Below are 20,568 nucleotides of genomic sequence, written 5' to 3'. Positions count from 1 at the left end.
ATTTAGAGGAAGGTTCACGACGTGGGTCGAGGCCGCGACAAACGCGACAACGAGGCTGACCTGTCAGCCGGACCGGGACCGGTATCCCGCCACGCGAACGGCGGCGCCGTAGGTGCCGCCCGGCACCTCGGTACGCTGCGCGGGATGCCCATCTGGCTCAAAGCCGTCACGGGTGTCATGGCGCTGGTCCTCGTGGCCGGGATCGCCTTTGCCGGTTTTTGGTTCCTCCGGCTGCAGAACAACATCTCCAAGGCGCCGCTGAATGCCGGCGGCGAAAGCACCGAATCCCCCGGGAACGATGCCACGGGCCGGCTGCAGATCCTGATCCTCGGCTCGGACACCCGCGACGGAAAAAACTCGCAATATGGCACAGCCGACGATTCCACGGGCTATGGCAAGTCGGACGTGATGATGCTGATGGACATCTCCGAGGACAACAAGCGCGTCAACGTCATCAGCTTTCCGCGCGACCTGCTGGTGGACATTCCTGACTGCAAGGACAAGAAGACCGGCAAGGACTATCCTGCCCGCACCGGCGTCATGATCAATGAGGCCATGAGCGAGGCCGGCATCGGCTGCGCCGTGGATACCGTCAACAAGCTCACCGGCATGCAGGTGGACCACTTCATGATGGCCGACTTCAACGCCGTGAAGGAACTTTCCAACGCCGTGGGTGGTGTGGAAGTCTGCATCAGCGACGCCGTCTACGATCCTGATTCCCGGCTGCGGCTGCCGGCCGGAACCTCGACCGTGCAGGGCGAGATGGCGCTTGCCTTCCTCCGCACCCGCCACGCCTTTGCCGACGGCGGCGACCTTGGCCGCATCAAGGCGCAACAGGGCTTCCTCTCGGCGCTGACCCGCAAGATCAAGGACGATGGAACCCTGTCCGATCCCGCGAAGATGCTGAAGATCGCGGACGTCGTAACCCAGAACCTGACAGTGGATGACGGCCTTGCCTCTGTCCCCACCCTGCTGACGATCGGCAACCGGCTCAAGAACATCGACATCGGCAAGGTCGCGTTTGTCGCGGTGCCCACCACGCCGGCACCCATCGATCCCAACCGGCTGGTCATCGCCGAACCAGCGGGCGCACAGCTCTTCTCGGCAATGCGGAAGAACGTGGACCTCACCGACCCCACCGCGCCCACCACGCCGTCACCCACTGAATCGGCAACCCCGTCCGCGGCCCCTACTGAGACAGCCCCGCCGGTGCCGCCCTACAACAAGGCCATCCAGCCCGTAACCGTCGCCAACGGAAGCGGCGTCGCAGGCCGCGCCCAGGAAATCGTCCAGGCATTGGTGTCCGGCGGCTTCGCCCAGACAGGCCAGTTCCTGGCCCAGCCCGTGGCCAAGACGGCAGTGTATTACGGCAACGGCTTCGATGACGTGGCAGCAGATGTCGCTGCCATGCTGGGGATTCCTGCCACCCTGATGATTCCGGCTCCCGGCGTGACCGGCGTACAGGTTTACCTCGGCAGCGACTTCACCACCGGCACCGCCTATGAGGCCGGCAGTCCTGCCGCAGCATTGCCCCAGGACATCGTCAACCAGACCGCCGGGGACAAGGTCTGCCAGCAGGCGAATCCCGAACTGATCGTGCGCCGGTAGCGACGTTGCCTGCCGGTGGTACAGCTGCAGGCAGCAGTACCTCCGGCAGGCAACAAAATGGGCCCCGCCGGCAACGGCGGGGCCCATTTCTGTTATGCGGCTACCAGATGCTGACCCGCTCGGCGGGCGGCATCCACATGCCGTCCTCCTCGGTGACGTCGAACGCTTCGTGGAACGGATCCAGGTTCCTGGCGATCGCGTTGGTCCGGAACTCGTTGGGGGAGTGGGGATCGGTGGCAAGGCGTCGGATGGCCTCCTCCTGCCGGATGACCTGGCGCCAGCCTGCTGCCCAGGAAGCGAAGAAGCGCTGTTCACCGGTCAGCCCGTCCAGGACCTCCGGTTCCTTACCGTCCAGGCTGATCTGGTAGGCCTTGTAGGCAATGGTCAGGCCTGCCAGGTCACCAATATTTTCGCCCAATGTCAGGCGTCCGTTGACGTGGTGTCCGGGCGCTGCAGCGGGGGAGAGCGCATTGAACTGGGCCACAAGCCGCGCCGTCAGCGCCTCAAAAGCCTGGCGGTCCTGGTCCGTCCACCAGTTGCGGAGCGCTCCGCCGCCGTCGAACTGTGAGCCCTGGTCATCAAAGCCATGCCCGATCTCGTGGCCGATGACGGCGCCAATGCCGCCGTAGTTCACGGCGTCGTCCGCGTCGGCGGTGAAGAAGGGCGGCTGCAGGATCGCTGCCGGGAACACGATTTCGTTCATCATCGGGTGGTAGTAGGCGTTAACCGTCTGCGGCGTCATCAGCCACTTGTTCCGGTCCACCGGCTTGCCCACCTCATCCAGGTGCCTGTCGACGTCGGCATTGTGGGCGCGTTCGACGTTCCCCAGGAGGTCCTCGGGGTCGATCTCCACGGCTGAGTAGTCAATCCACTCGTCCGGGTAGCCGATCTTGGCCCGGAAGGCCTCCAGCTTCCGGAGGGCCTCGGCCTTGGTGTCCCCGCCCATCCATGCAACGTCATTAATGCTGCGGCGGTAGGCCTCGATAAGGTTGGCCACCAGGGTCTGCATCCGTGCCTTGTGCGATTCGGGGAAATGGCGGGCCACGTAGATCTGGCCCACAGCTTCACCAAGGGCGGCTTCGACGACGCCAACGCCGCGCTTCCACCGGTCCTTGTTGCGGGGCGTGCCGCTGATCGTGGTGCCGTAAAACGCGAAATTGGCGTCCACAAAGGCTGCCGACAGATAAGGTGCAGCGGCGCTGATGACGCGCATGGCCAGCCACTCCTGCCACGTTGCCACCGGAACTTCGTCCAGGAGGCCGGCGGCACCGGTGAAGAAGTCAGGGGTGCTCACCACGATTTCCGTACGCTTGTCTGCGTCGATTCCCGCGGCGTCGAACCACGTGGCCAGGAGGGGGAACAGCGCATTGGCTTCCTCCGCCGTCTTCAGGTTGTAGGTCTTTTGCGGATCCCGGAGGGTGACATTGTCCCAGTGGTGGGACGCGAGCTTCGTCTCCAGTTCGACAACCCGCCCGGCCGCACCATGGGGATCGGCCACCCCGGCCAGTTCAAACATTTTCTGCACGTGCGCGGTGTAGGCCGCCACGATGGGTGCGAACTTCTCTTCCCGGTAGTACGACTCGTCGGGAAGGCCCAGGCCACCCTGCCCGGTGTACAACAGGACCCGGTCAGGGTTCCCCGCATCGGGGGCCGGGTAGATGTAGAAAAGCCCGCCCACGTCCGCACGGAACAACCGGCCCGCCAGTGCGATGAGGTCAGCTACCGAGCCCGTGGCGAACACGTCGCCGAGCCGCCCGCGGATCGGCTCCATGCCCTTGCCTTCCACCGTCGCTTCGTCCATGAAGCTGTTGTAGAGGCCGCCGATCTTCCGTTCGATCCCGCTGGCGTCCGCGCCCTTGGCCGCCGCCTCCTCGATGATGTCCCGGACAGCGATTTCGGACCCGTCGCGAAGAGCGGTGAAGGTTCCCTCCAGGGGCCGGTCGTCCGGAATTTCGGTGGCTTTCAACCAGGCGCCGTTGACATGTTGGTAAAGGTCGTCCTGAGGCCGGACTGTGTGATCAATGGTGGACAGATCGATCCCCGAAATGGGCACTGCAACTCCTTTGCTGGAACGCCTGCGTCCGGCTGACCACCGGAGGCGTCTGCATGCTGGACTTTACGGACGGTAGTGCCCTTTCATCTTACGCACCCGTGTTACGCTCAAAGAGTGCGTGCAGAGCTCCTTCTCCTTAGCTGCCGCGGCGAGGCCACAGACGCTATCTAGCGCACGGCCCACCCTCGCTGCGGAGTTTGTGTTGCCCGGCCACCCTTTCACTGAAGATCGATAGAAAAGGCCACGAACATCATGCGTAACGCACAAAAGCCCTCCGGAATGCCCGCCCACCGGTACACGCCCTTCCAGGACCTGATCAAGGTTGAACTGCCGGACCGCACCTGGCCGGACAAGATCATCACCAAGGCCCCGCGGTGGTGCGCGGTGGACCTGCGCGACGGAAACCAGGCCCTGATCGATCCCATGAGCCCGGCGCGCAAGATGAAGATGTTCGACCTGCTGGTCCGCATGGGCTACAAGGAAATCGAGGTCGGTTTCCCGTCCGCTTCCCAGACGGACTTCGACTTTGTCCGCCAGCTCATCGAGGGCAACCACATCCCGGACGACGTCACCATCCAGGTCCTGACGCAGGCGCGGGAACACCTCATCGAACGGACCTACGAGTCCCTGGTGGGTGCCAAGCAGGCCATCGTCCACCTCTACAACTCCACGTCCGTGCTGCAGCGGCGCGTGGTCTTCAACCAGGACGAGGACGGCATCCTGGACATCGCACTGCAGGGTGCCCGCCTGTGCAAGAAGTACGAGGAAACACTCGTGGACACGCACGTGACCTACGAGTACTCCCCGGAGTCCTTCACGGGTACGGAGCTCGAGTACGCCGTCCGGGTGTGCAACGCCGTCGCCGATGTCTTTGAAGCGTCCGCCGACCGGCAGGTGATCATCAACCTGCCCGCCACGGTGGAAATGGCCACGCCCAACGTCTACGCCGATTCCATCGAGTGGATGAGCCGGCACCTGCACCCTCGGGACGGCATCATCCTGTCCCTGCACCCGCACAACGACCGCGGAACCGGCGTCGCCGCCGCCGAGCTGGGCTACATGGCAGGCGCCGACCGCATCGAGGGCTGCCTCTTCGGGAACGGCGAACGCACAGGAAACGTGGACCTGGTGACGCTGGGCCTGAACCTGTTCGTCCAGGGCATCGACCCCATGATCGACTTCTCCAACATCGACGACGTCCGGCGCACCGTGGAGTACTGCAACCAGCTGCCCGTCCCGGAACGTTCGCCGTACGGCGGCGACCTGGTGTTCACCGCCTTCTCCGGCTCCCACCAGGACGCCATCAAGAAGGGCTTCGAAGCGCTGGAGCGCGATGCTGCAGCAGCCGGCAAGCCCGTGGACGACTTCACCTGGCAGGTTCCGTACCTCCCCGTGGATCCCAAGGACCTGGGCCGCAGCTACGAGGCCGTCATCCGGGTGAACTCCCAGTCCGGCAAGGGCGGCGTGGCCTACCTGCTGAAGAACGAGCACAGCCTGGACCTGCCGCGCCGCGCGCAGATCGAATTCTCCGGCGTCATCCAGCGCCGCACCGACACCGTGGGCGGGGAAGTCAGCGGCGCGCAGCTGTGGCAGATCTTCCAGGACGAATACCTGCCGTCCGGCCGGGCCGACGGGCAGTGGGGCCGCTACTCGCTGGGGGCCGTCAAGACGGAAACAGACGCCGACGGCGGCATGACGCTGCACGCGTCGCTCACCATCGATGGTGCCCAGGTCAGCCGCACCGGCACCGGCAACGGCCCCATTGCGGCCCTGCTGAACATCCTGCATGAGGACGGCGTGGATGTCCGCGTGCTGGACTACAGCGAACACGCGTTGTCCGAAGGCGGCAACGCCATGGCCGCGGCCTACGTCGAATGCGCGGTGGGGGAGCGGGTGCTGTGGGGTGTAGGCATCGATGCCAACACCAGCATGTCCTCCCTCAAGGCCGTGATCTCCGCGGTCAACCGCGCCATCCGGGACGCCCAGGCCTGATACCCGCCGGTGGTGCCGCCGGTTTCCACCGGAGGCACCACCGTGGCCTTGCAGCGAGCTGCCGGGCAGGATGGGAAGATAGAGCGTGGTCCAACACTCTTTTGCCTCCCGGGCGTACCGGGACGACGCCGTAGTGCTCCGTACCCACAAGCTGGGCGAGGCGGACCGGATCATCACACTCCTGACGAAGCACCACGGGCAGGTCCGTGCCGTCGCCAAGGGAGTGCGCCGCACCAGCAGCCGTTTCGGTGCCCGGCTTGAGCCCTTCATGGTGGCCGATCTCCAGTTGGTGTCAGGGCGGACGCTGGACATCGTCACGCAGGCCGTGGCAAAGGGTGCATACGGCGGAAGCATCGCCGCGGACTACGGCAGGTATACGGTGGCCGCCGCCATGACGGAGACGGCTGAGAAACTGACGGACGTCGACGGCGAGGCCGGTACCGCACAATACAACCTGCTGGTGGGCGCCCTCGCTGCGCTGAGCCGCAACGAACATGCGGCTGGCCTCATCCTGGACTCCTACCTTCTGCGCGCCCTTGCCACCGGCGGGTGGGCGCCCAGTTTCACGGACTGCTCCCGCTGCGGCATGCCGGGCCCGCACACGGCCTTCTCCGCGCCCCTTGGCGGCATGGTTTGTGCACAGTGCCGGCCGCCCGGTTCCCCCGCACCCGCTGCAGAGACCGTGACGCTGCTGGCAGCGCTGCTGACCGGGGACTGGACGACGGCGGATGCTTCCCTGCCGCAGCATCGCAAGGAAGCAGCGGGCCTGGTGGCCGCGTACCTGCAGTGGCATCTGGAACGAGTACTGAAATCTCTCAAACATGTGGAGCGTAGCTGACAGTGGCCCTGGGAAAAAAGAACAACGCACCGCGCCGGCGCACGCATCCCGTGGTGGCGCCGTACCCGCACCCGTCCGGCGCGGTGGCACCCACTATTCCGGCTGAATTCATTCCCCGGCACGTGGCCATCGTCATGGACGGCAACGGCCGCTGGGCCAACCAGCGGGGATTGCCGCGGATCGAGGGGCACAAGGCAGGGGAGCCGGCGCTGCTCGATGTCATGGCAGGGGCCATCGAACTGGGCATCGAGTACGTCAGCGTGTACGCGTTCTCCACGGAAAACTGGCGCAGGTCGCCTGAGGAAGTCCGCTTCCTGATGGGATTTAACAAGGATGTGCTGCGAAGGCAGCGGAACCAGTTGGACGACTGGGGCGTGCGGGTCCGCTGGGCGGGGCGCCGGCCGCGGCTGTGGGGTTCGGTCATCCGTGAGTTGGAGGAAGCCGAAGAGTTCACGGCGGCCAACACCACCTGTAACTTGACCATGTGTGTTAATTACGGCGGCAGGGCAGAGATCACTGACGCGGTCTCAGCGATTGCCGCCGATGTGGCGGCAGGCAAGTTGAAGCCTGGCGCCATTACCGAGCGGACCATCCAGAAGTACCTGGACGAGCCCGACCTGCCTGACGTGGACCTGTTCCTGCGCAGCTCGGGGGAGCAGCGGCTGTCCAACTTCATGCTCTGGCAGTCGGCCTACGCGGAGTTCGTGTTCATGGACACGCTGTGGCCGGATGTGGACAGGCGCACGCTCTGGGCCGCCGTCGAGGAGTATGCCAGGCGGGACCGCCGGTACGGTGGCGCCGTGGACGCCGCCGCTGCTCCCTCGGCGCCCGCTGCCCCGGCGGAATAGCTTCATCCATACGCCCGCAACCAGCGGGCCAGCCGCCTGTAGGCATCGGCCCGGACCGGTTCGGGTGACAGGAAGACGTCGTGCAGCGCGCCGTCGATCCGCTCCACGGTTACGGTGCGGCCCAGGGTGAGGGCCCTGGCGCTGATGGTGTTGACGTCCAGGACCGCGTCGGTGCGGCGCATTTCCTCGGACCAGAGGAGCCCGTTCGCGCTGCCCTTGGAAAGCAGTACCAGGATCGGCGCCTGGATCCCCAGGCCGCGGGCCACCTTCGCCTGCCCGGCGAGCACCGCCCTAAGCCAGCCGGCGCGCACCGGAAAGGCCATGCGGGGGCGGTACCGCTCGTCAAGCGGCCACTCGCCCTCGGCAGAGCTGCTGATGGTCCGCCAGTAGTGGCCGCGTTCCGGCAGCCGGAGGACCATCTCAGGGCGGAAGCGGGCCAAGGGGCGCACCATGCTGGATGCAGCGCGCCGCACCAGCGGACTGCCGTGCATTTCCAGCCATGGACTGTTGAGGATCAGCAGCGAAACAGCTTCCGGATGGCGGGTGGTCCACAGGGCTGCCACCAGGCCGCCCGTGGAGTGGCCCATCAGGGCCAGGGGACCCGGTGCGCCTGCATCCCGGATGATGCGGATTGCCTCTTCGATTTCAGCGTCGTAGGCGGCGAGGTCGGCCACGTACCCGCCCGGTGCTTCCGGACGAAGGCTTCGTCCGTGGTTGTGCATGTCCAGGGCATAGAAGTCGTAGCCGGCCGCAGCCCAGAACCGTGCCAGGTCCACGTTGAAGAAATAATCGCTCCAACCGTGCAGGAAGAGCACGGCCCGGCGGCTGCCGCCGGCAGGGTCCCTGTCGGGAGATGGCCGGACGCGCACCAGCGTTGCCCTCCGTTCAACCCCGTCACGTCCGGTGGCCGCGAAGGAGTGTGACTCGAAGTCACCGCCCAGGATGTCCTGCTGCCACTGCATGCCCATCATGCTAAACCGGCACACCGGACCGCGCTGTCCGAACTGCGGCGCCCGAAATGCGCTTTCCGAACTGTGCTGTCCGAACTGCGGCGTCTCCGTTTTGGTGCGGCGCCCCCGGAGACGGGAAACTGGAGGCATGCGCGTTTATCCCACTTTCTTCAGGCTGGCCTTTTCATGGATGGACGCCGAGCGCGCCCACAAGATCGGATTCAAGGGGATACGGCTCGCACATTCTTCCGGTGCGGGGAGAGTCCTGCGGAAACTGACTGCTCCGGCGCCGTCGCTCCAGACCACAGCCTTTGGCGTCACCTTTCCGTCACCGTTCGGGCTGGCTGCCGGCTTCGACAAGGAAGGGCACGGCATCGAGGCCCTCACGGAGCTTGGATTCGGACACATTGAAGTGGGCACCATCACCGGCCAGGCGCAGCCCGGCAACGAAAAGCCGCGCTTGTTCCGCCTGGTCCAGGACCGGGCCGTCATCAACCGGATGGGATTCAACAACGACGGCGCCTCCGCCGTTGCACCCCGGCTCAGGGCAGCACGCGCCGCGCTCCAGCGGCGGTACCCGGAGGTTCGTCCGGTCATCGGCGTCAATATCGGCAAAACCAAGGTGGTGGAACTGGCCGATGCCGTGGACGACTACCTGGTGAGCGCCCGCAGCCTGGCGCCTGCCGCCGACTATTTGGTGGTAAACGTCAGTTCCCCCAACACCCCGGGCCTGCGGTTGCTCCAGGACGTGGAGACGCTCCGGCCGCTCCTGACAGCCGTGGGGCAGGAAGCGGACCGGGCCGCGGGCCGGCATGTGCCCCTGCTGGTCAAGATTGCCCCGGACCTCAGCGATGAGGACATCGACGACGTCGCGCGCCTTGCCCTCGACCTGAAGCTGGACGGCATCATCGCCACCAACACCACCATTGGTCGTTCAGGACTGTCCTCGCCGGCAGAAGAGGTGGCGAAGTGCGGAGCCGGCGGCCTCTCCGGTGCACCATTGAAGCAGCGTTCGCTGGAGGTGCTGAAGCGGCTCAGGAACGCTACGGGCGACGCCCTGACCTTGGTGTCCGTTGGCGGCGTGGAGTCGGCCCGGGACGTCCAGGAAAGGCTGGACGCCGGTGCAACCCTGGTGCAGGGCTACACCGCGTTCCTTTACGAAGGACCGTTCTGGGCGGCACGGATCAACAAGCAGTTGGCAAAGAACCGCCGCTCCTAGGCGCTGCAGGCAGGTTGCTGCGGGAAAGCGGATCCCGATAAAAACGAAAAGCCCGGCGGAACACCGCCGGGCTTTTCGTTCTTAAGTGGATGCAGGGTCAGGCAGGGTACTGTCCGCGCTGGACCTGGGGCTTGGGCAGCCGCAGTTTCCGGAACTGCAGGGACCGCATGGAGCCGTACCAGACAGTACCGCGCTCCACCTCGCCGAACTTTTCCGCCAGCCGCTTGCGGAGCTTGCGCGACAGAATGAAGACGTCCACGAAGACTGCCAGGAACATGACCCAGAAAGCGCCCAGGACGTAAATCATCATGTCGCTGGAGGCCGGGACCACCAGGGAAACCAGCACAAAGACCAGGGCGCCGAACATCAGGTATTCGCCAAGGTTGAACCGCGCATCCACAAAGTCGCGGGCAAACCGTTTCTGCGGACCCTTGTCGCGCAGCGGCAGGAACTTCTCGTCGCCGGTGTCCATGGCCCGCCGCATCTTGAGGCGCTGGTCCTGGATGGCCTGGCGTTCGGCAGCCTTGGACGCCTTGCGGTCCTCAGGCACGAGCGGGCGCTTGCGGGCAGCTTCCTGGGCCTTCCGGGTGGGGGTAGGGGCACCCTTGCCCGCGGCACTGTTCTGCCGCGCCGCCGTCTCCGCTGCCTGCTGGTCTATGGTTTCCTGCGCCGAGGGCGCTTCTTTTCTACGTCCGAACACCAGAACAGAATACCTTGCAGCAGCCCGCCCGCTGCCTGCCCCCGCGTCTGCGGCGGCAGGCCGCGGAATGTGACGGGGGTAATGTTTTGGCCATGACTTCATCACCCGCGGCCACCCCGCACAGCACCACCGGAACATCAGGACCAGGCCCTGAGGCCATCGGCAGGACGGAAGATCTCCGTGCTGCGGTGGACCGTTCCTTCGATCAAACTTTGGCACGTCTCAAGGACCTCGTGGCCATCCCGGGCATCGCCTGGCCAAGCTTCGACCGCATGCCACTGGAGCGCAGCGCGGAGGCCGTCGCCGAACTCCTCCGGGGTGTGGGGATCGGCGGGGTCCAGGTCCTGTCCGTCAACAAGGCCGACGGCACGCCAGGCGGGCCGGCCGTCGTCGCCCGCCGGCCTGCCGCAAAAGGAAAACCGACCATCCTGCTTTACGCCCACCATGACGTCCAGCCGGTGGGGGACGAGTCCCTGTGGGAAACAACGCCGTTTACCGCCGTCGAGAAGGACGGCCGCCTCTACGGCCGCGGCGCCGCTGACGACAAAGCCGGCATCATGGCACACATTGCTGCTTACGCAGCCGTTTCGGAAGTCCTCGCCGATTCCCTGGGGCTGGGCGTCACCTTCTTCATCGAGGGGGAGGAGGAAGCAGGATCGCCCACGTTCCGGACATTCCTGGAGGCGAACCGCGAGCTGCTCCGCGCAGACGTCATTGTGGTGGCCGACTCCAGCAACTGGAAGGTCGGCGCACCTGCCCTGACCACCAGCCTGCGTGGGCTCGTGGATGGCACGATTGAGGTGCAGGTCCTTGACCATGCGGTGCATTCCGGCATGTACGGCGGCCCGGTGCTGGATGCCCCCACCCTGCTGTCCCGCCTGATCGCCACCCTTCACGACACGGATGGGAACGTGGCCATTGAGGGCCTGGTGTCCAGCGACACGGCCGGGGTCGACATGCCGGAGGCGGATTACCGCGCCGATGCCTCCGTGCTCGACGGCGTCCGGCTGGCTGGAACGGGAAGCATCGCCTCGCGGCTGTGGTCCAAGCCGGCATTGTCAATCATCGGCTTCGACGCACCCGCCGTGGACGTTGCCTCCAACACCCTCCTTCCGCGCGCACGGGCAAAGTTCAGCCTGCGGCTGGCGCCGGGCCAGGTTCCCGCGGAGGCCATGGAGGCGGTCCGCCGCCACGTGGAGGCCAACGCCCCATTTGGTGCGAAGGTCGTCTTCACTCCGGGGGAGGCAGGCAATCCGTTCCGGACGGACACTTCCTCTGCTGCGGCAACGGTTGCGATGTGGGCCCTGGGCGAGGCCTGGGGAGTTCCCGCCGTCGAAACCGGAATCGGCGGTTCCATCCCGTTCATTGCCGACCTGACGGACCTGTACCCCGAAGCGCAAATCCTGGTGACGGGCGTGGAAGACCCGGATTCACGGGCACACAGTGCCAACGAGTCCCTGCACATCGGTGACTTCCGCAACGCCATCCTGGCCGAGGCCCTCATGCTCGCGCGGCTGAACAGTGAAGGCCTTTCAGCCGGCAAGTGATGGGCCTTCCGTCGTGAACGCCGGGCAGGCGGCTGTCAGGGAACAACCGGCGTGCTTTGACGGTTACGCCAGGAGTTAGAGCTACAGGACTGCCGCGCGTAGCATGTAGCTATAGCCCATACCGTATTTGTAGGGGCAGGCGCCGTTACGGCGACGCCGCCAGACCGTCCTAAGAAGGTAGGCCAATGAGCACCGCAACCAACGAAAACAGCACCGCCGCCACAAGCGTGGCCAGCGACGAACTGCCCGTTCACGAGGTCAACCTGACCGATGTCGCTGCAGGCAAGGTCCGCAGCCTCCTGGAACAGGAAGGCCGCACCGACCTGCGCCTGCGCGTGGCCGTGCAGCCTGGCGGATGCTCGGGGCTGATCTACCAGCTCTACTTCGACGAACGGCTCCTTGATGGTGATGCCGTGCGCGACTTCGACGGCGTCGAAGTCGTCGTGGACAAGATGAGCGTGCCGTACCTGAGCGGCGCCAGCATCGACTTCGAAGACACCATCTCCAAGCAGGGCTTCACCATCGACAATCCGAACGCCGGCGGCTCCTGCGCCTGCGGCGATTCATTCCACTAAGCCGGTTATTTCGCCTGATGTCCGCGCCGGGTTTCCTGCCGTCCAAAACGGCATGGGGGCTCGGCGCCGACATGTGGGCGAAACGCCCGGCGGAGCGGTAAGCTCTACACCGAGTAGTAAAACTTTTTTGTGCCCGGAGCGCCGATGGCTGCCCGGACAACAGCAACAAGTAGGAAGGGCCGTCTGTGAGTTCGCAGAACCGAACCGGCAGCCGACGCAAAACGATCACCACGATCTCAAGCTTGGCAATTGCCGGCGCGTTGGTTTTGACCGGATGTTCGCCAGAGGTAGAGAAAGGGTGGATGCCCACTGAACGTGGCACCACCAGCAACACCGACCGCATCATGGACCTCTGGGTCAACTCATGGATTGCTGCGCTCGTGGTGGGCACCATTACGTGGGGCCTGATCATCTGGTGCCTGGTCGCTTACCGGCGCCGCAAGGGAACCGTGGGCTTCCCGCGGCAGACCAGCTTCAACCTTCCGCTGGAAGTTTTCTACCTGACCATCCCCATCTTCATGGTCCTGGTGTTCTTCTACTTCACGGACCGCGACCAGCAGGCGATCGATGACCGTTCACAGCCGGCCGACGTCGTAGTGGACGTCCGCGGCAAGCAGTGGGCCTGGGACTTCAACTACAAGTCCGGCGACGTCATCCAGGAAGACCTGCACGAAGCCGGTGTCCAGGCCCACCTCACCGGCAACACCATCGACAAGGAACAGCTCCCCACCCTGTACCTGCCGGTGAACAAGTCTGTTGACCTCGAACTCAACGCCCGCGATGTCATCCACTCCTTCTGGGTTCCCGCCTTCCTGCAGAAGCGCGACATGATCCCCGGCAAGACCAACTACATCCGGTTCACCCCCACTAAAGAGGGCACTTACGACGGCAAATGTGCCGAACTCTGCGGCGAGTACCACTCCGAAATGCTGTTCCGCGTCAAGGTGGTGTCGGAATCCGAATTCCAGGCCCACATGGACCAGCTCAAGGCCGAAGGCAACACCGGCCTGCTCGGTGCCGAGTACGACCGCAACCCGAACCTGAACGAAACCAAGTAAGGGGAGCGACGTGGCTACGTACACCCAATCCGCACCTGCGGGAGTCCTGTCGGCTCCCGTGGTACCTAAATCCAAGGGGCGCATCGTCGTCAACTGGATCACCTCCACCGACCACAAGACCATCGGGTACATGTACCTGATTGCGTCCTTCGTGTTCTTCTGCCTGGGCGGTGTCATGGCGCTGCTCATCCGCGCCGAGCTGTTCGAGCCCGGCATGCAGATCCTGCAGACCAAGGAACAGTACAACCAGCTGTTCACCATGCACGGCACGGTGATGCTGCTGATGTTCGCCACCCCGCTGTTTGCCGGGTTCGCCAACGTGATCATGCCGCTGCAGATCGGCGCTCCTGACGTGGCGTTCCCGCGCCTGAACGCGTTGGCCTTCTGGTTCTTCCTGTTCGGTTCCACCATCGCGGTGTCCGGCTTCATCACCCCGCAGGGCGCAGCGTCCTTTGGCTGGTTCGCCTATGCGCCGCTGTCGAACACGACGTTCACCCCGGGCATCGGCGGTGACCTGTGGGTCTTCGGCCTGGCGCTGTCCGGCTTCGGCACCATCCTTGGTGCGGTCAACTTCATCACCACCATCATCTGCATGCGCGCCCCGGGCATGACCATGTGGCGGATGCCCATCTTCACCTGGAACACCCTGATCACCGCCATCCTGGTGCTCATGGCATTCCCGCCGCTGGCCGCCGCCCTGTTCGCGCTCGGCGCGGACCGCAAGTTCGGCGCCCACATCTTCGATCCCGAGAACGGCGGCGCTGTTCTTTGGCAGCACCTGTTCTGGTTCTTCGGCCACCCGGAGGTGTACATCATTGCGCTGCCGTTCTTCGGCATCGTGTCGGAGATCTTCCCGGTCTTCAGCCGCAAGCCGATCTTTGGCTACAAGGGCCTGGTCTACGCCACTATCGCCATTGCAGCCCTGTCCGTCACGGTGTGGGCCCACCACATGTACGTCACCGGCGCCGTCCTGCTGCCGTTCTTCTCCTTCATGACCATGCTCATCGCGGTGCCCACCGGCGTAAAGTTCTTCAACTGGATCGGCACCATGTGGCGCGGCTCGTTGACCTTCGAAACGCCGATGCTCTGGAGCATCGGCTTCATGATCACCTTCCTCTTCGGCGGCCTCACCGGCATCATCCTGGCCTCCCCGCCGCTGGACTTCCACGTTTCGGACTCCTACTTCGTGGTGGCGCACTTCCACTACGTGGTGTTCGGCACCGTGGTGTTCGCCATGTTCGCCGGGTTCTATTTCTGGTGGCCCAAGTGGACCGGCAAGATGCTCAACGAGCGCCTGGGCAAGATCCACTTCTGGCTGCTGTTCCTGGGCTTCCACGGCACCTTCCTGATCCAGCACTGGCTCGGCGTCGAGGGCATGCCCCGCCGCTACGCCGACTACCTCGTGGAGGACAACTTCACCTGGATGAACCAGTTCTCCACCGTGGCATCGTTCGTGCTGGGTGCGTCACTGATCCCGTTCTTCTGGAACGTCTACATCACCTGGCGCAGCGCCGAAAAGGTCCAGGTTGATGATCCGTGGGGCTTCGGTGCTTCGCTGGAGTGGGCCACGTCCTGCCCGCCGCCGCGCCACAACTTCACGTCCCTGCCCCGGATCCGTTCGGAGCGTCCCGCCCTGGACCTGCACCACCCGGAACTTCGTCAGGTCCACACCGTTGAGTCGCCGGCACCCGCAGCAGCGGTCCTCGGCAACGCCGACCAGAAGGACACCGCACAGTGAAAATCGAATCCTGGATCTTTGGTTCTGGAGTCTTCTTCTTCGTTCCCGTCGCTCTGGTCTACGGATTCCTGACCAACTGGGGTGAGTGGGTCGGCATCCTGGGCATCCTGCTTGTGGGTGGCCTCGCCGGCATGATCGGGGCCTACCTCGGCTTCACCGGAAGGCGCGTCGGTCTTCGTCCCGAGGACCGCAGCGACGCTGAAATCCACGAAGGCGCCGGCGAGCAGGGGCACTTCAGCCCCTGGAGCTGGTGGCCTCTGGTCCTGGGCATCGCCTGCGCCACCGGCTTCCTGGGCCTGGCCGTAGGCGCCTGGGTCATCTTCATCGCAGGTGGCCTCGCCATCGTGGCCCTCGTGGGCTGGGTGTACGAGTACAGCCGCGGTGACCACGCGCACTAAGCAAGCAAACGAATAACGACGTCGGGCCCCACCTTCCGGTGGGGCCCGACGTCGTTATTGCGCTTTTGGAAGCCCCTAGATGGCTCCCTGCGACTCTAAAAGTCCTCGAAGCTCCCGCAGCGCGTTCTCGGCCTGCTCGCGCCCCAGGCCGCCTTCCAGCGCACTGTCGCTAATGGACAGCTCCACCTCACAGCCTTGTGGGAAGTCAGCCGTCATCACCTGAAGCAGGGAACGGGCATCGGCCTTGTCTGCGCCTGCCTTGCTGATGGTCACCGGCAGGCCCGTGTCGGTGACGGCTCGGACAAACACCGCGGCGGAACGTGCATGCAGGCCCGCGGGCGCTGCCACCACGGCCTTTTCTGTTGGCAAAGGGACTCCTTCTGTGAAAGACGGCCCCCTCCGTCTCGTGGCAAAATTTCCAGACCAAATATAGCTGCCTGCACGGATGCGGCGCGAAAGATTGCCGCGGTCCGTGGCTGGTCTAGACCGTTCTAAAATTGAGGGGACACCCAACGGCAGGAGAACGATCATGGCAGCTGGCGCCGCCGCAATCACGGGGGAAATAGACCGCAGCAGCGGAACGGCCATCTACGTCCAACTCCGGGAAATCCTTCGCGCGTACATCGCGGAGTCATGCCCGCCGGGTTCAGCCCTGCCCTCGGAACGGGACCTCGCCGAACGGTTTGGGCTTGCAAGGATGACGGTGCGGCAGGCCATCGATGCACTGGTGGGGGAGGAGGTCATCGAGCGGGTGGTGGGCCTGGGAACCTTCGTCCGGCGGCCGAAAGTCGACCTGCAGGTGAAGCTCACGTCCTACAGCGAAGAAATGCAGCGGCGCGGCATGGTGCCTGCCGCCAAAGTGCTCAGCTTCGAACAGATCGGTGCCAGTGCGTTCCTGGCCCGTGAATTGCAGCTGGACGAGGGCACCCCGCTGGTCCGCTTCCGCCGGCTGCTTCTTGCGGATGGGGAGCCCATGAGCGTGGACGAAAACTTCATACCGGCTCATCGGGTCCCGGGACTGCTGGACGGCGAGCCGCCCACGTCGCTCTACAACGTCCTCAGCGAGCAGTACGGGCTTGTTATGGAATGGGGGGAGGACATGATCGAGGCGACGGCGGCGTCTCCGTCCACGGCGCGCCTCCTCAACGTCGAGGTGGGGGCACCATTGCTGAAGATCCAGCGGCATGCCTTTGTGGCCCGGGCAATGGTTGACTACTCGGTCTCCTACTACCGTGCGGACCGGTACAAGCTGTGGGTGCCCCTGCAGCGGCCCGGAGCCAGGAGGGCCCGCAACCACTAGCCGCCCCAACCATCCGTTCCCCTGCGGGGGGGCGTGGGCAGCACACCCCAGGAAAACAGGAAAGGCCCGATCCGGATGGATCGGGCCTTTCCTGTTGGAACAGAAGCCTAGTGGGTCAGGCTCTTGCTTCCTTCTGCCGCCTCAACAGCCTCGTGTCCGTGGCCGTGTGCGGCCTCCAGCTCAGCGGGCGTGGCCGGGGCTACGCGGTCCTCGAAGAACCAGCGGGAGAGGAATGCGCGGCGCTTTTCCTTGCGGGTGACCACGCCGTGCTCGTTGGGGACCGCAGGAAGGACCTGAGGTGACTCAAAGCCCACCAGCTTGTACCGCTTGTACTCATCCAGGGGCGCGTGCACCTCGATGAACTCACCGTGGGGAAGACGGACGATGCGTCCGGTTTCACGGCCGTGGAGGGCGATCTCCCGGTCCTTGCGCTGAAGCGCCAGGGCAACGCGCTTGGTAACCACGAATGCGATCACCGGACCGATGAAGAACAGGGCCCGCAGCCAGTACGTGACGTCGTTCAGGGAAACGTGGAAGTGCGTGGCGATGAGGTCCGAACCAGCAGCGGCCCACATGACGCAGTACCAGACGAAACCTGCCATGCCGATGGCGGTACGGGTGGGCGCGTTCCTGGGGCGGTCCAGGACGTGGTGTTCACGGTCGTCCTTGGTCACCCAGCGCTCGATCCACGGGTACGTGAACATCACGGTGAACAGGATGCCGGCCGGCACGAGGGCCGGCAGCAGGACGTTGAATGTGAAGACGTGTCCGAAGAAGATTTGCTCCACGTGCCAGTTGCCGAAGGTGCCCGGCATCAACCGGAGTGCGCCGTCGACGAAACCGATGTACCAGTCAGGCTGCGTACCGGCCGACACAGGGGAGGGGTCGTACGGGCCGTAGTTCCAGATCGGGTTGATGGTGAAGAACGCGGCCATCAGGGCAATGACGCCGAAGACGATGAAGAAGAATCCACCGGCCTTCGCTGCGTACACCGGACCGAGGGGGTAGCCGACGACGTTGTTGTCGTTGCGTCCCGGACCCGGGTACTGCGTGTGCTTGTGCACCACCACCATGAACAGGTGGGCCACGATCATCAGCAGGATCAAGGCCGGTACCAGCAGGATGTGCAGCATGTACAGGCGGCTGATGATGGCCGTTCCCGGGAATTCCCCGCCAAACAGGAAGAACGAGATGTACGTTCCGATGACCGGAATGGACTTGATGACACCGTCGATGATGCGCAGGCCGTTGCCGGACAGCAGGTCATCGGGGAGCGAGTAGCCGGTAAAGCCTGCAGCCATCGCCAGGATGAGCAGGACACAGCCCACAACCCAGTTCATTTCACGCGGCCGGCGGAACGCACCGGTGAAGAAGACCCTCAGCATGTGTACTGCCACCGACGCAACGAACAGCAGTGCTGCCCAGTGGTGCACCTGGCGCATGAACAGGCCGCCACGGACATCGAAGGAGATGTTCAGCGATGAGCTGTATGCCACCGACATCTCCACGCCCTTCAGCGGAACGTAGCCGCCGTCGTAGTGCGTCTCCGCCATTGACGGGTCGAAGAAGAACGTCAGGAAGGTACCCGACAGCAGCAGGATGACGAATGAGTACAGCGCCACTTCACCAAACATGAACGACCAGTGGTCCGGGAAGACTTTGCGGCCGAACTCGCGGAGGATCCCCGAACCGCCGACTCGTGAGTCGACGAAGTCGGTGATCCGACCTGTCTTGGTTTTGGCGACGAAAGCCGGCTCAGCTGTTGATGCTGCGCTCATGCGAATCACGCTCCCAGTAACTTGGTCCTACGGGTTCATGGAAGTCGCTGGTAGCGACCAGGTAGCCCTCGTCATCAACTGCGATGGGCAGCTGGGGGAGAGGACGGCTGGCGGGGCCGAAGATCACCTTGCACTCCTGCGTGAGGTCAAAGGTGGACTGGTGGCACGGGCACAGCAGGTGGTGCGTCTGCTGCTCGTACAGAGCAACGGGGCAGCCAACGTGGGTGCAGATCTTCGAGTAGGCAACGATGCCGTTGTAGCCCCACTCTTCGCGGCCCTTGGACGGGTTGAGCGATGCGGGATCAAGGCGCATGAGCAGCACAACGGACTTTGCCTTCTCGTTGAGCTTGCCTTCCTCGAGTTCGTTCAGGCCTTCCGGGATGACGTGGAAGGCCGAGCCGATGGTGACATCCGAAGCCTTGATGGGAGTTCCGTCAGGGTCACGGGTCAGGCGCTTGCGCTTTCCGTCCTGGGGGGCCCACATGGTGTGTGCGAGCTTGTCGTCCGGACGGGGTCCGAGGTCACCGAAGATGGCGACGGCGGGAAGCGGGGCGAGCGCCACAGCACCGAGCAGGGTGTTGCGGATCAGCGGACGGCGCTTGATGCCGGTCTCTTCCACGATGTCGTCGACGATGCGGACAGCCGCCTGGCGGTCCTCCTCGTAGCGGATGGCGTGGCGTTCTTCGGAGACTTCGTGGTCGGGCATCAGGGCCTTGGCCCAGTGCACGATGCCGGTACCGATACCCAGCATGGCGAAGGCAGTACCTACACCGAGCAGGGCGTTCTGGAGCCGGATGGTGGCGATGCTGGAGTCATCACCCAAATCAATGGCGAAGTACGCCACCAGGAAGATCAGGGTTCCAACAACAGAGATGCCAAATAGTAAGGCGACCTGCCGTTCTGCCCGCTTTGCGGCCTTCGGGTCCGTGTCAGCCAGGCGCAAACGATGCGGGGGAATTCCAGGATCCTGGAACTTCTCCACCTCATTCTGACCAGCCGTAGCTACGGTGCCCGAGTGGTTCGGACTGCCGTCACTATGGTTGCCCATAATTCGCCTCATCCTTCTCTCGTCCCGGCGGTTGTGCCGGGTTAGTTTCTAATTTCAAGCTGCTGACTGGGCAGCAGAAGTTGTGTGCTTCCCGCGGAAAGTCAGGACGTCCTGGAAGTCAGCCAGATGGTGAAGGCGATAATGACGCCCAAGCCGGCAACCCATACGAACAGGCCTTCAGCGACGGGGCCAAGCGAACCCAGGTCGGCACCGCCCGGCGAACCGGTGGTCTCGATCTGCTTCAGGAAGGTGATGATGTCCTTCTTGCCTTCGGGGGTGATGTTGGCATCGTTGAAGACGGGCATGTTCTGCGGGCCCGTGGCCATGGCCTCGTAGATGTGCTTGCCGCTGACGTCGGCCAGGGCGGGCGCGAACTTGCCCTGGGTCAGCGCGCCGCCGGCTGCGGCGGCGTTGTGGCACATGGCGCAGTTGGTGCGGAAGAGCTCCCCGCCGGCTGCGGCGTCGCCGCCGCCGTTTGTCAGGTCTTCTGCAGGAATTGCCGGGCCGGCTCCCAGCGAAGCGACGTACGCTGCAAGCTGTGAGGTCTGCTGTTCGTTGAACTGGACCGGCTTTTTCATTGCCTGGGGACCGTTCATCTGCATCGGCATGCGCCCGGTGCCCACCTGGAAGTCAACAGCGGCAGCGCCGACGCCAACCAGGGAGGGGCCATCCTTGGAACCACTGGCGCCCATGCCGTGGCAGGTGGCGCAGTTGGCGGCAAACAGCTTGCCGCCCTCTTCGACGTCGCTTGCGCTTGCGGTGGTGGTGCTCGCCTTGGCCTCATTCATGGAGGTTGCCACGGCGTACAGCCCACCCGTGATGAGGAGCCCCATCAGAAGCAGCGCTATTGCTGCCAGTGGGTGACGCCGCTTTTGTGAGAGTGCCTTCACGTGGTGGTTCCTTTATTCGATCCTGCGC

The 20,568-nt window shown here is 64.5% G+C and carries 18 protein-coding genes; 11 read left to right on the top strand and 7 right to left on the bottom strand.

The genetic code is table 11. The features are described from left to right. Positions 1–21 precede the first annotated feature (21 nt). Complete coding sequence (locus tag ACEN9K_RS12040; protein ID WP_142072833.1) at positions 22–1,608, top strand: LCP family protein; 1,587 nt, start codon at positions 22–24, stop codon at positions 1,606–1,608. Between the two features lie 100 nt (positions 1,609–1,708). On the opposite strand, the gene ACEN9K_RS12035 is transcribed toward ACEN9K_RS12040, so the two are convergent. Continuing rightward, positions 1,709–3,661, bottom strand: a complete 1,953-nt coding sequence (locus tag ACEN9K_RS12035; RefSeq protein WP_495634461.1) for a M13 family metallopeptidase — start codon at positions 3,659–3,661, stop codon at positions 1,709–1,711. A gap of 252 nt (positions 3,662–3,913) precedes the next feature. Here ACEN9K_RS12035 and leuA point away from each other — a divergent pair, with 252 nt between their 5' ends. From leuA to ACEN9K_RS12020, 3 genes are all read left to right on the top strand, one after another. Next, positions 3,914–5,653 carry a 2-isopropylmalate synthase gene (gene leuA, locus ACEN9K_RS12030; RefSeq protein ID WP_018769266.1) on the top strand — a complete coding sequence of 580 codons (1,740 nt, stop codon included), beginning with the start codon at positions 3,914–3,916 and terminating at the stop codon, positions 5,651–5,653. An 85-nt stretch (positions 5,654–5,738) separates the two neighbouring features. Next, positions 5,739–6,491: a DNA repair protein RecO gene (recO, locus tag ACEN9K_RS12025; RefSeq protein WP_018769265.1), complete on the top strand. Its 753-nt coding sequence runs from the start codon at positions 5,739–5,741 to the stop codon at positions 6,489–6,491. A 2-nt stretch (positions 6,492–6,493) separates the two neighbouring features. Further along, the gene (locus ACEN9K_RS12020) at positions 6,494–7,339 is read left to right on the top strand and encodes an isoprenyl transferase (RefSeq protein ID WP_056390408.1); all 846 of its coding nucleotides are present in this window, start codon (positions 6,494–6,496) and stop codon (positions 7,337–7,339) included. Positions 7,340–7,341: 2 nt separating this feature from the next. Here the strand turns inward: ACEN9K_RS12020 and ACEN9K_RS12015 are convergent, their stop codons facing one another. Beyond that, positions 7,342–8,301, bottom strand: coding sequence for an alpha/beta hydrolase (locus tag ACEN9K_RS12015; protein ID WP_495634460.1), 960 nt, complete (start codon positions 8,299–8,301; stop codon positions 7,342–7,344). A 136-nt stretch (positions 8,302–8,437) separates the two neighbouring features. Between ACEN9K_RS12015 and ACEN9K_RS12010 the strand changes: the two genes are divergently transcribed. After that, positions 8,438–9,508 (top strand): quinone-dependent dihydroorotate dehydrogenase, encoded by a 1,071-nt coding sequence (locus ACEN9K_RS12010; RefSeq protein WP_018769262.1) that lies wholly within the window; start codon positions 8,438–8,440, stop codon positions 9,506–9,508. A gap of 97 nt (positions 9,509–9,605) precedes the next feature. On the opposite strand, the gene ACEN9K_RS12005 is transcribed toward ACEN9K_RS12010, so the two are convergent. After that, positions 9,606–10,208: a DUF3043 domain-containing protein gene (locus tag ACEN9K_RS12005; RefSeq protein WP_018771080.1), complete on the bottom strand. Its 603-nt coding sequence runs from the start codon at positions 10,206–10,208 to the stop codon at positions 9,606–9,608. A 92-nt stretch (positions 10,209–10,300) separates the two neighbouring features. Between ACEN9K_RS12005 and ACEN9K_RS12000 the strand changes: the two genes are divergently transcribed. From ACEN9K_RS12000 to ACEN9K_RS11980, 5 genes are all read left to right on the top strand, one after another. Then, entirely contained in the window at positions 10,301–11,755 is a 1,455-nt protein-coding gene (locus ACEN9K_RS12000) for a dipeptidase (protein ID WP_134164722.1), read from the top strand. Positions 11,756–11,940: 185 nt separating this feature from the next. Next, the gene (locus ACEN9K_RS11995; protein WP_018771082.1) at positions 11,941–12,330 is read left to right on the top strand and encodes a HesB/IscA family protein; all 390 of its coding nucleotides are present in this window, start codon (positions 11,941–11,943) and stop codon (positions 12,328–12,330) included. Between the two features lie 185 nt (positions 12,331–12,515). After that, positions 12,516–13,388: an aa3-type cytochrome oxidase subunit II gene (ctaC, locus tag ACEN9K_RS11990; protein ID WP_026266044.1), complete on the top strand. Its 873-nt coding sequence runs from the start codon at positions 12,516–12,518 to the stop codon at positions 13,386–13,388. 10 nt (positions 13,389–13,398) lie between these two features. Beyond that, on the top strand, positions 13,399–15,126 hold the full coding sequence (gene ctaD / locus ACEN9K_RS11985) for an aa3-type cytochrome oxidase subunit I (protein ID WP_018771084.1): 1,728 nt from the start codon (positions 13,399–13,401) through the stop codon (positions 15,124–15,126). Continuing rightward, positions 15,123–15,524: a cytochrome c oxidase subunit 4 gene (locus ACEN9K_RS11980; RefSeq protein WP_018771085.1), complete on the top strand. Its 402-nt coding sequence runs from the start codon at positions 15,123–15,125 to the stop codon at positions 15,522–15,524. The genes ctaD and ACEN9K_RS11980 overlap by 4 nt, the downstream gene beginning before the upstream one ends. Before the next feature lie 75 nt (positions 15,525–15,599). Here the strand turns inward: ACEN9K_RS11980 and ACEN9K_RS11975 are convergent, their stop codons facing one another. Further along, positions 15,600–15,893 (bottom strand): HPr family phosphocarrier protein, encoded by a 294-nt coding sequence (locus tag ACEN9K_RS11975; protein WP_082581715.1) that lies wholly within the window; start codon positions 15,891–15,893, stop codon positions 15,600–15,602. Between the two features lie 160 nt (positions 15,894–16,053). Here ACEN9K_RS11975 and ACEN9K_RS11970 point away from each other — a divergent pair, with 160 nt between their 5' ends. Beyond that, positions 16,054–16,824, top strand: a complete 771-nt coding sequence (locus tag ACEN9K_RS11970; RefSeq protein WP_018771087.1) for a GntR family transcriptional regulator — start codon at positions 16,054–16,056, stop codon at positions 16,822–16,824. Positions 16,825–16,931: 107 nt separating this feature from the next. Here the strand turns inward: ACEN9K_RS11970 and qcrB are convergent, their stop codons facing one another. The 3 genes from qcrB to qcrC form a co-directional block, all read right to left on the bottom strand. Next, complete coding sequence (gene qcrB / locus ACEN9K_RS11965; RefSeq protein WP_018771091.1) at positions 16,932–18,602, bottom strand: cytochrome bc1 complex cytochrome b subunit; 1,671 nt, start codon at positions 18,600–18,602, stop codon at positions 16,932–16,934. Then, the gene (qcrA, locus tag ACEN9K_RS11960) at positions 18,580–19,650 is read right to left on the bottom strand and encodes a cytochrome bc1 complex Rieske iron-sulfur subunit (protein WP_026266047.1); all 1,071 of its coding nucleotides are present in this window, start codon (positions 19,648–19,650) and stop codon (positions 18,580–18,582) included. Before qcrA ends, qcrB begins: the two co-directional genes overlap by 23 nt. A gap of 101 nt (positions 19,651–19,751) precedes the next feature. Beyond that, positions 19,752–20,540, bottom strand: a complete 789-nt coding sequence (gene qcrC / locus ACEN9K_RS11955) for a cytochrome bc1 complex diheme cytochrome c subunit (protein ID WP_056390383.1) — start codon at positions 20,538–20,540, stop codon at positions 19,752–19,754. Positions 20,541–20,568 lie beyond the last annotated feature (28 nt).

It is taken from the genome of Pseudarthrobacter sp. Pseusp20 (assembly GCF_059492155.1).
This window is presented reverse-complemented; position numbering and strand designations above follow the sequence as displayed.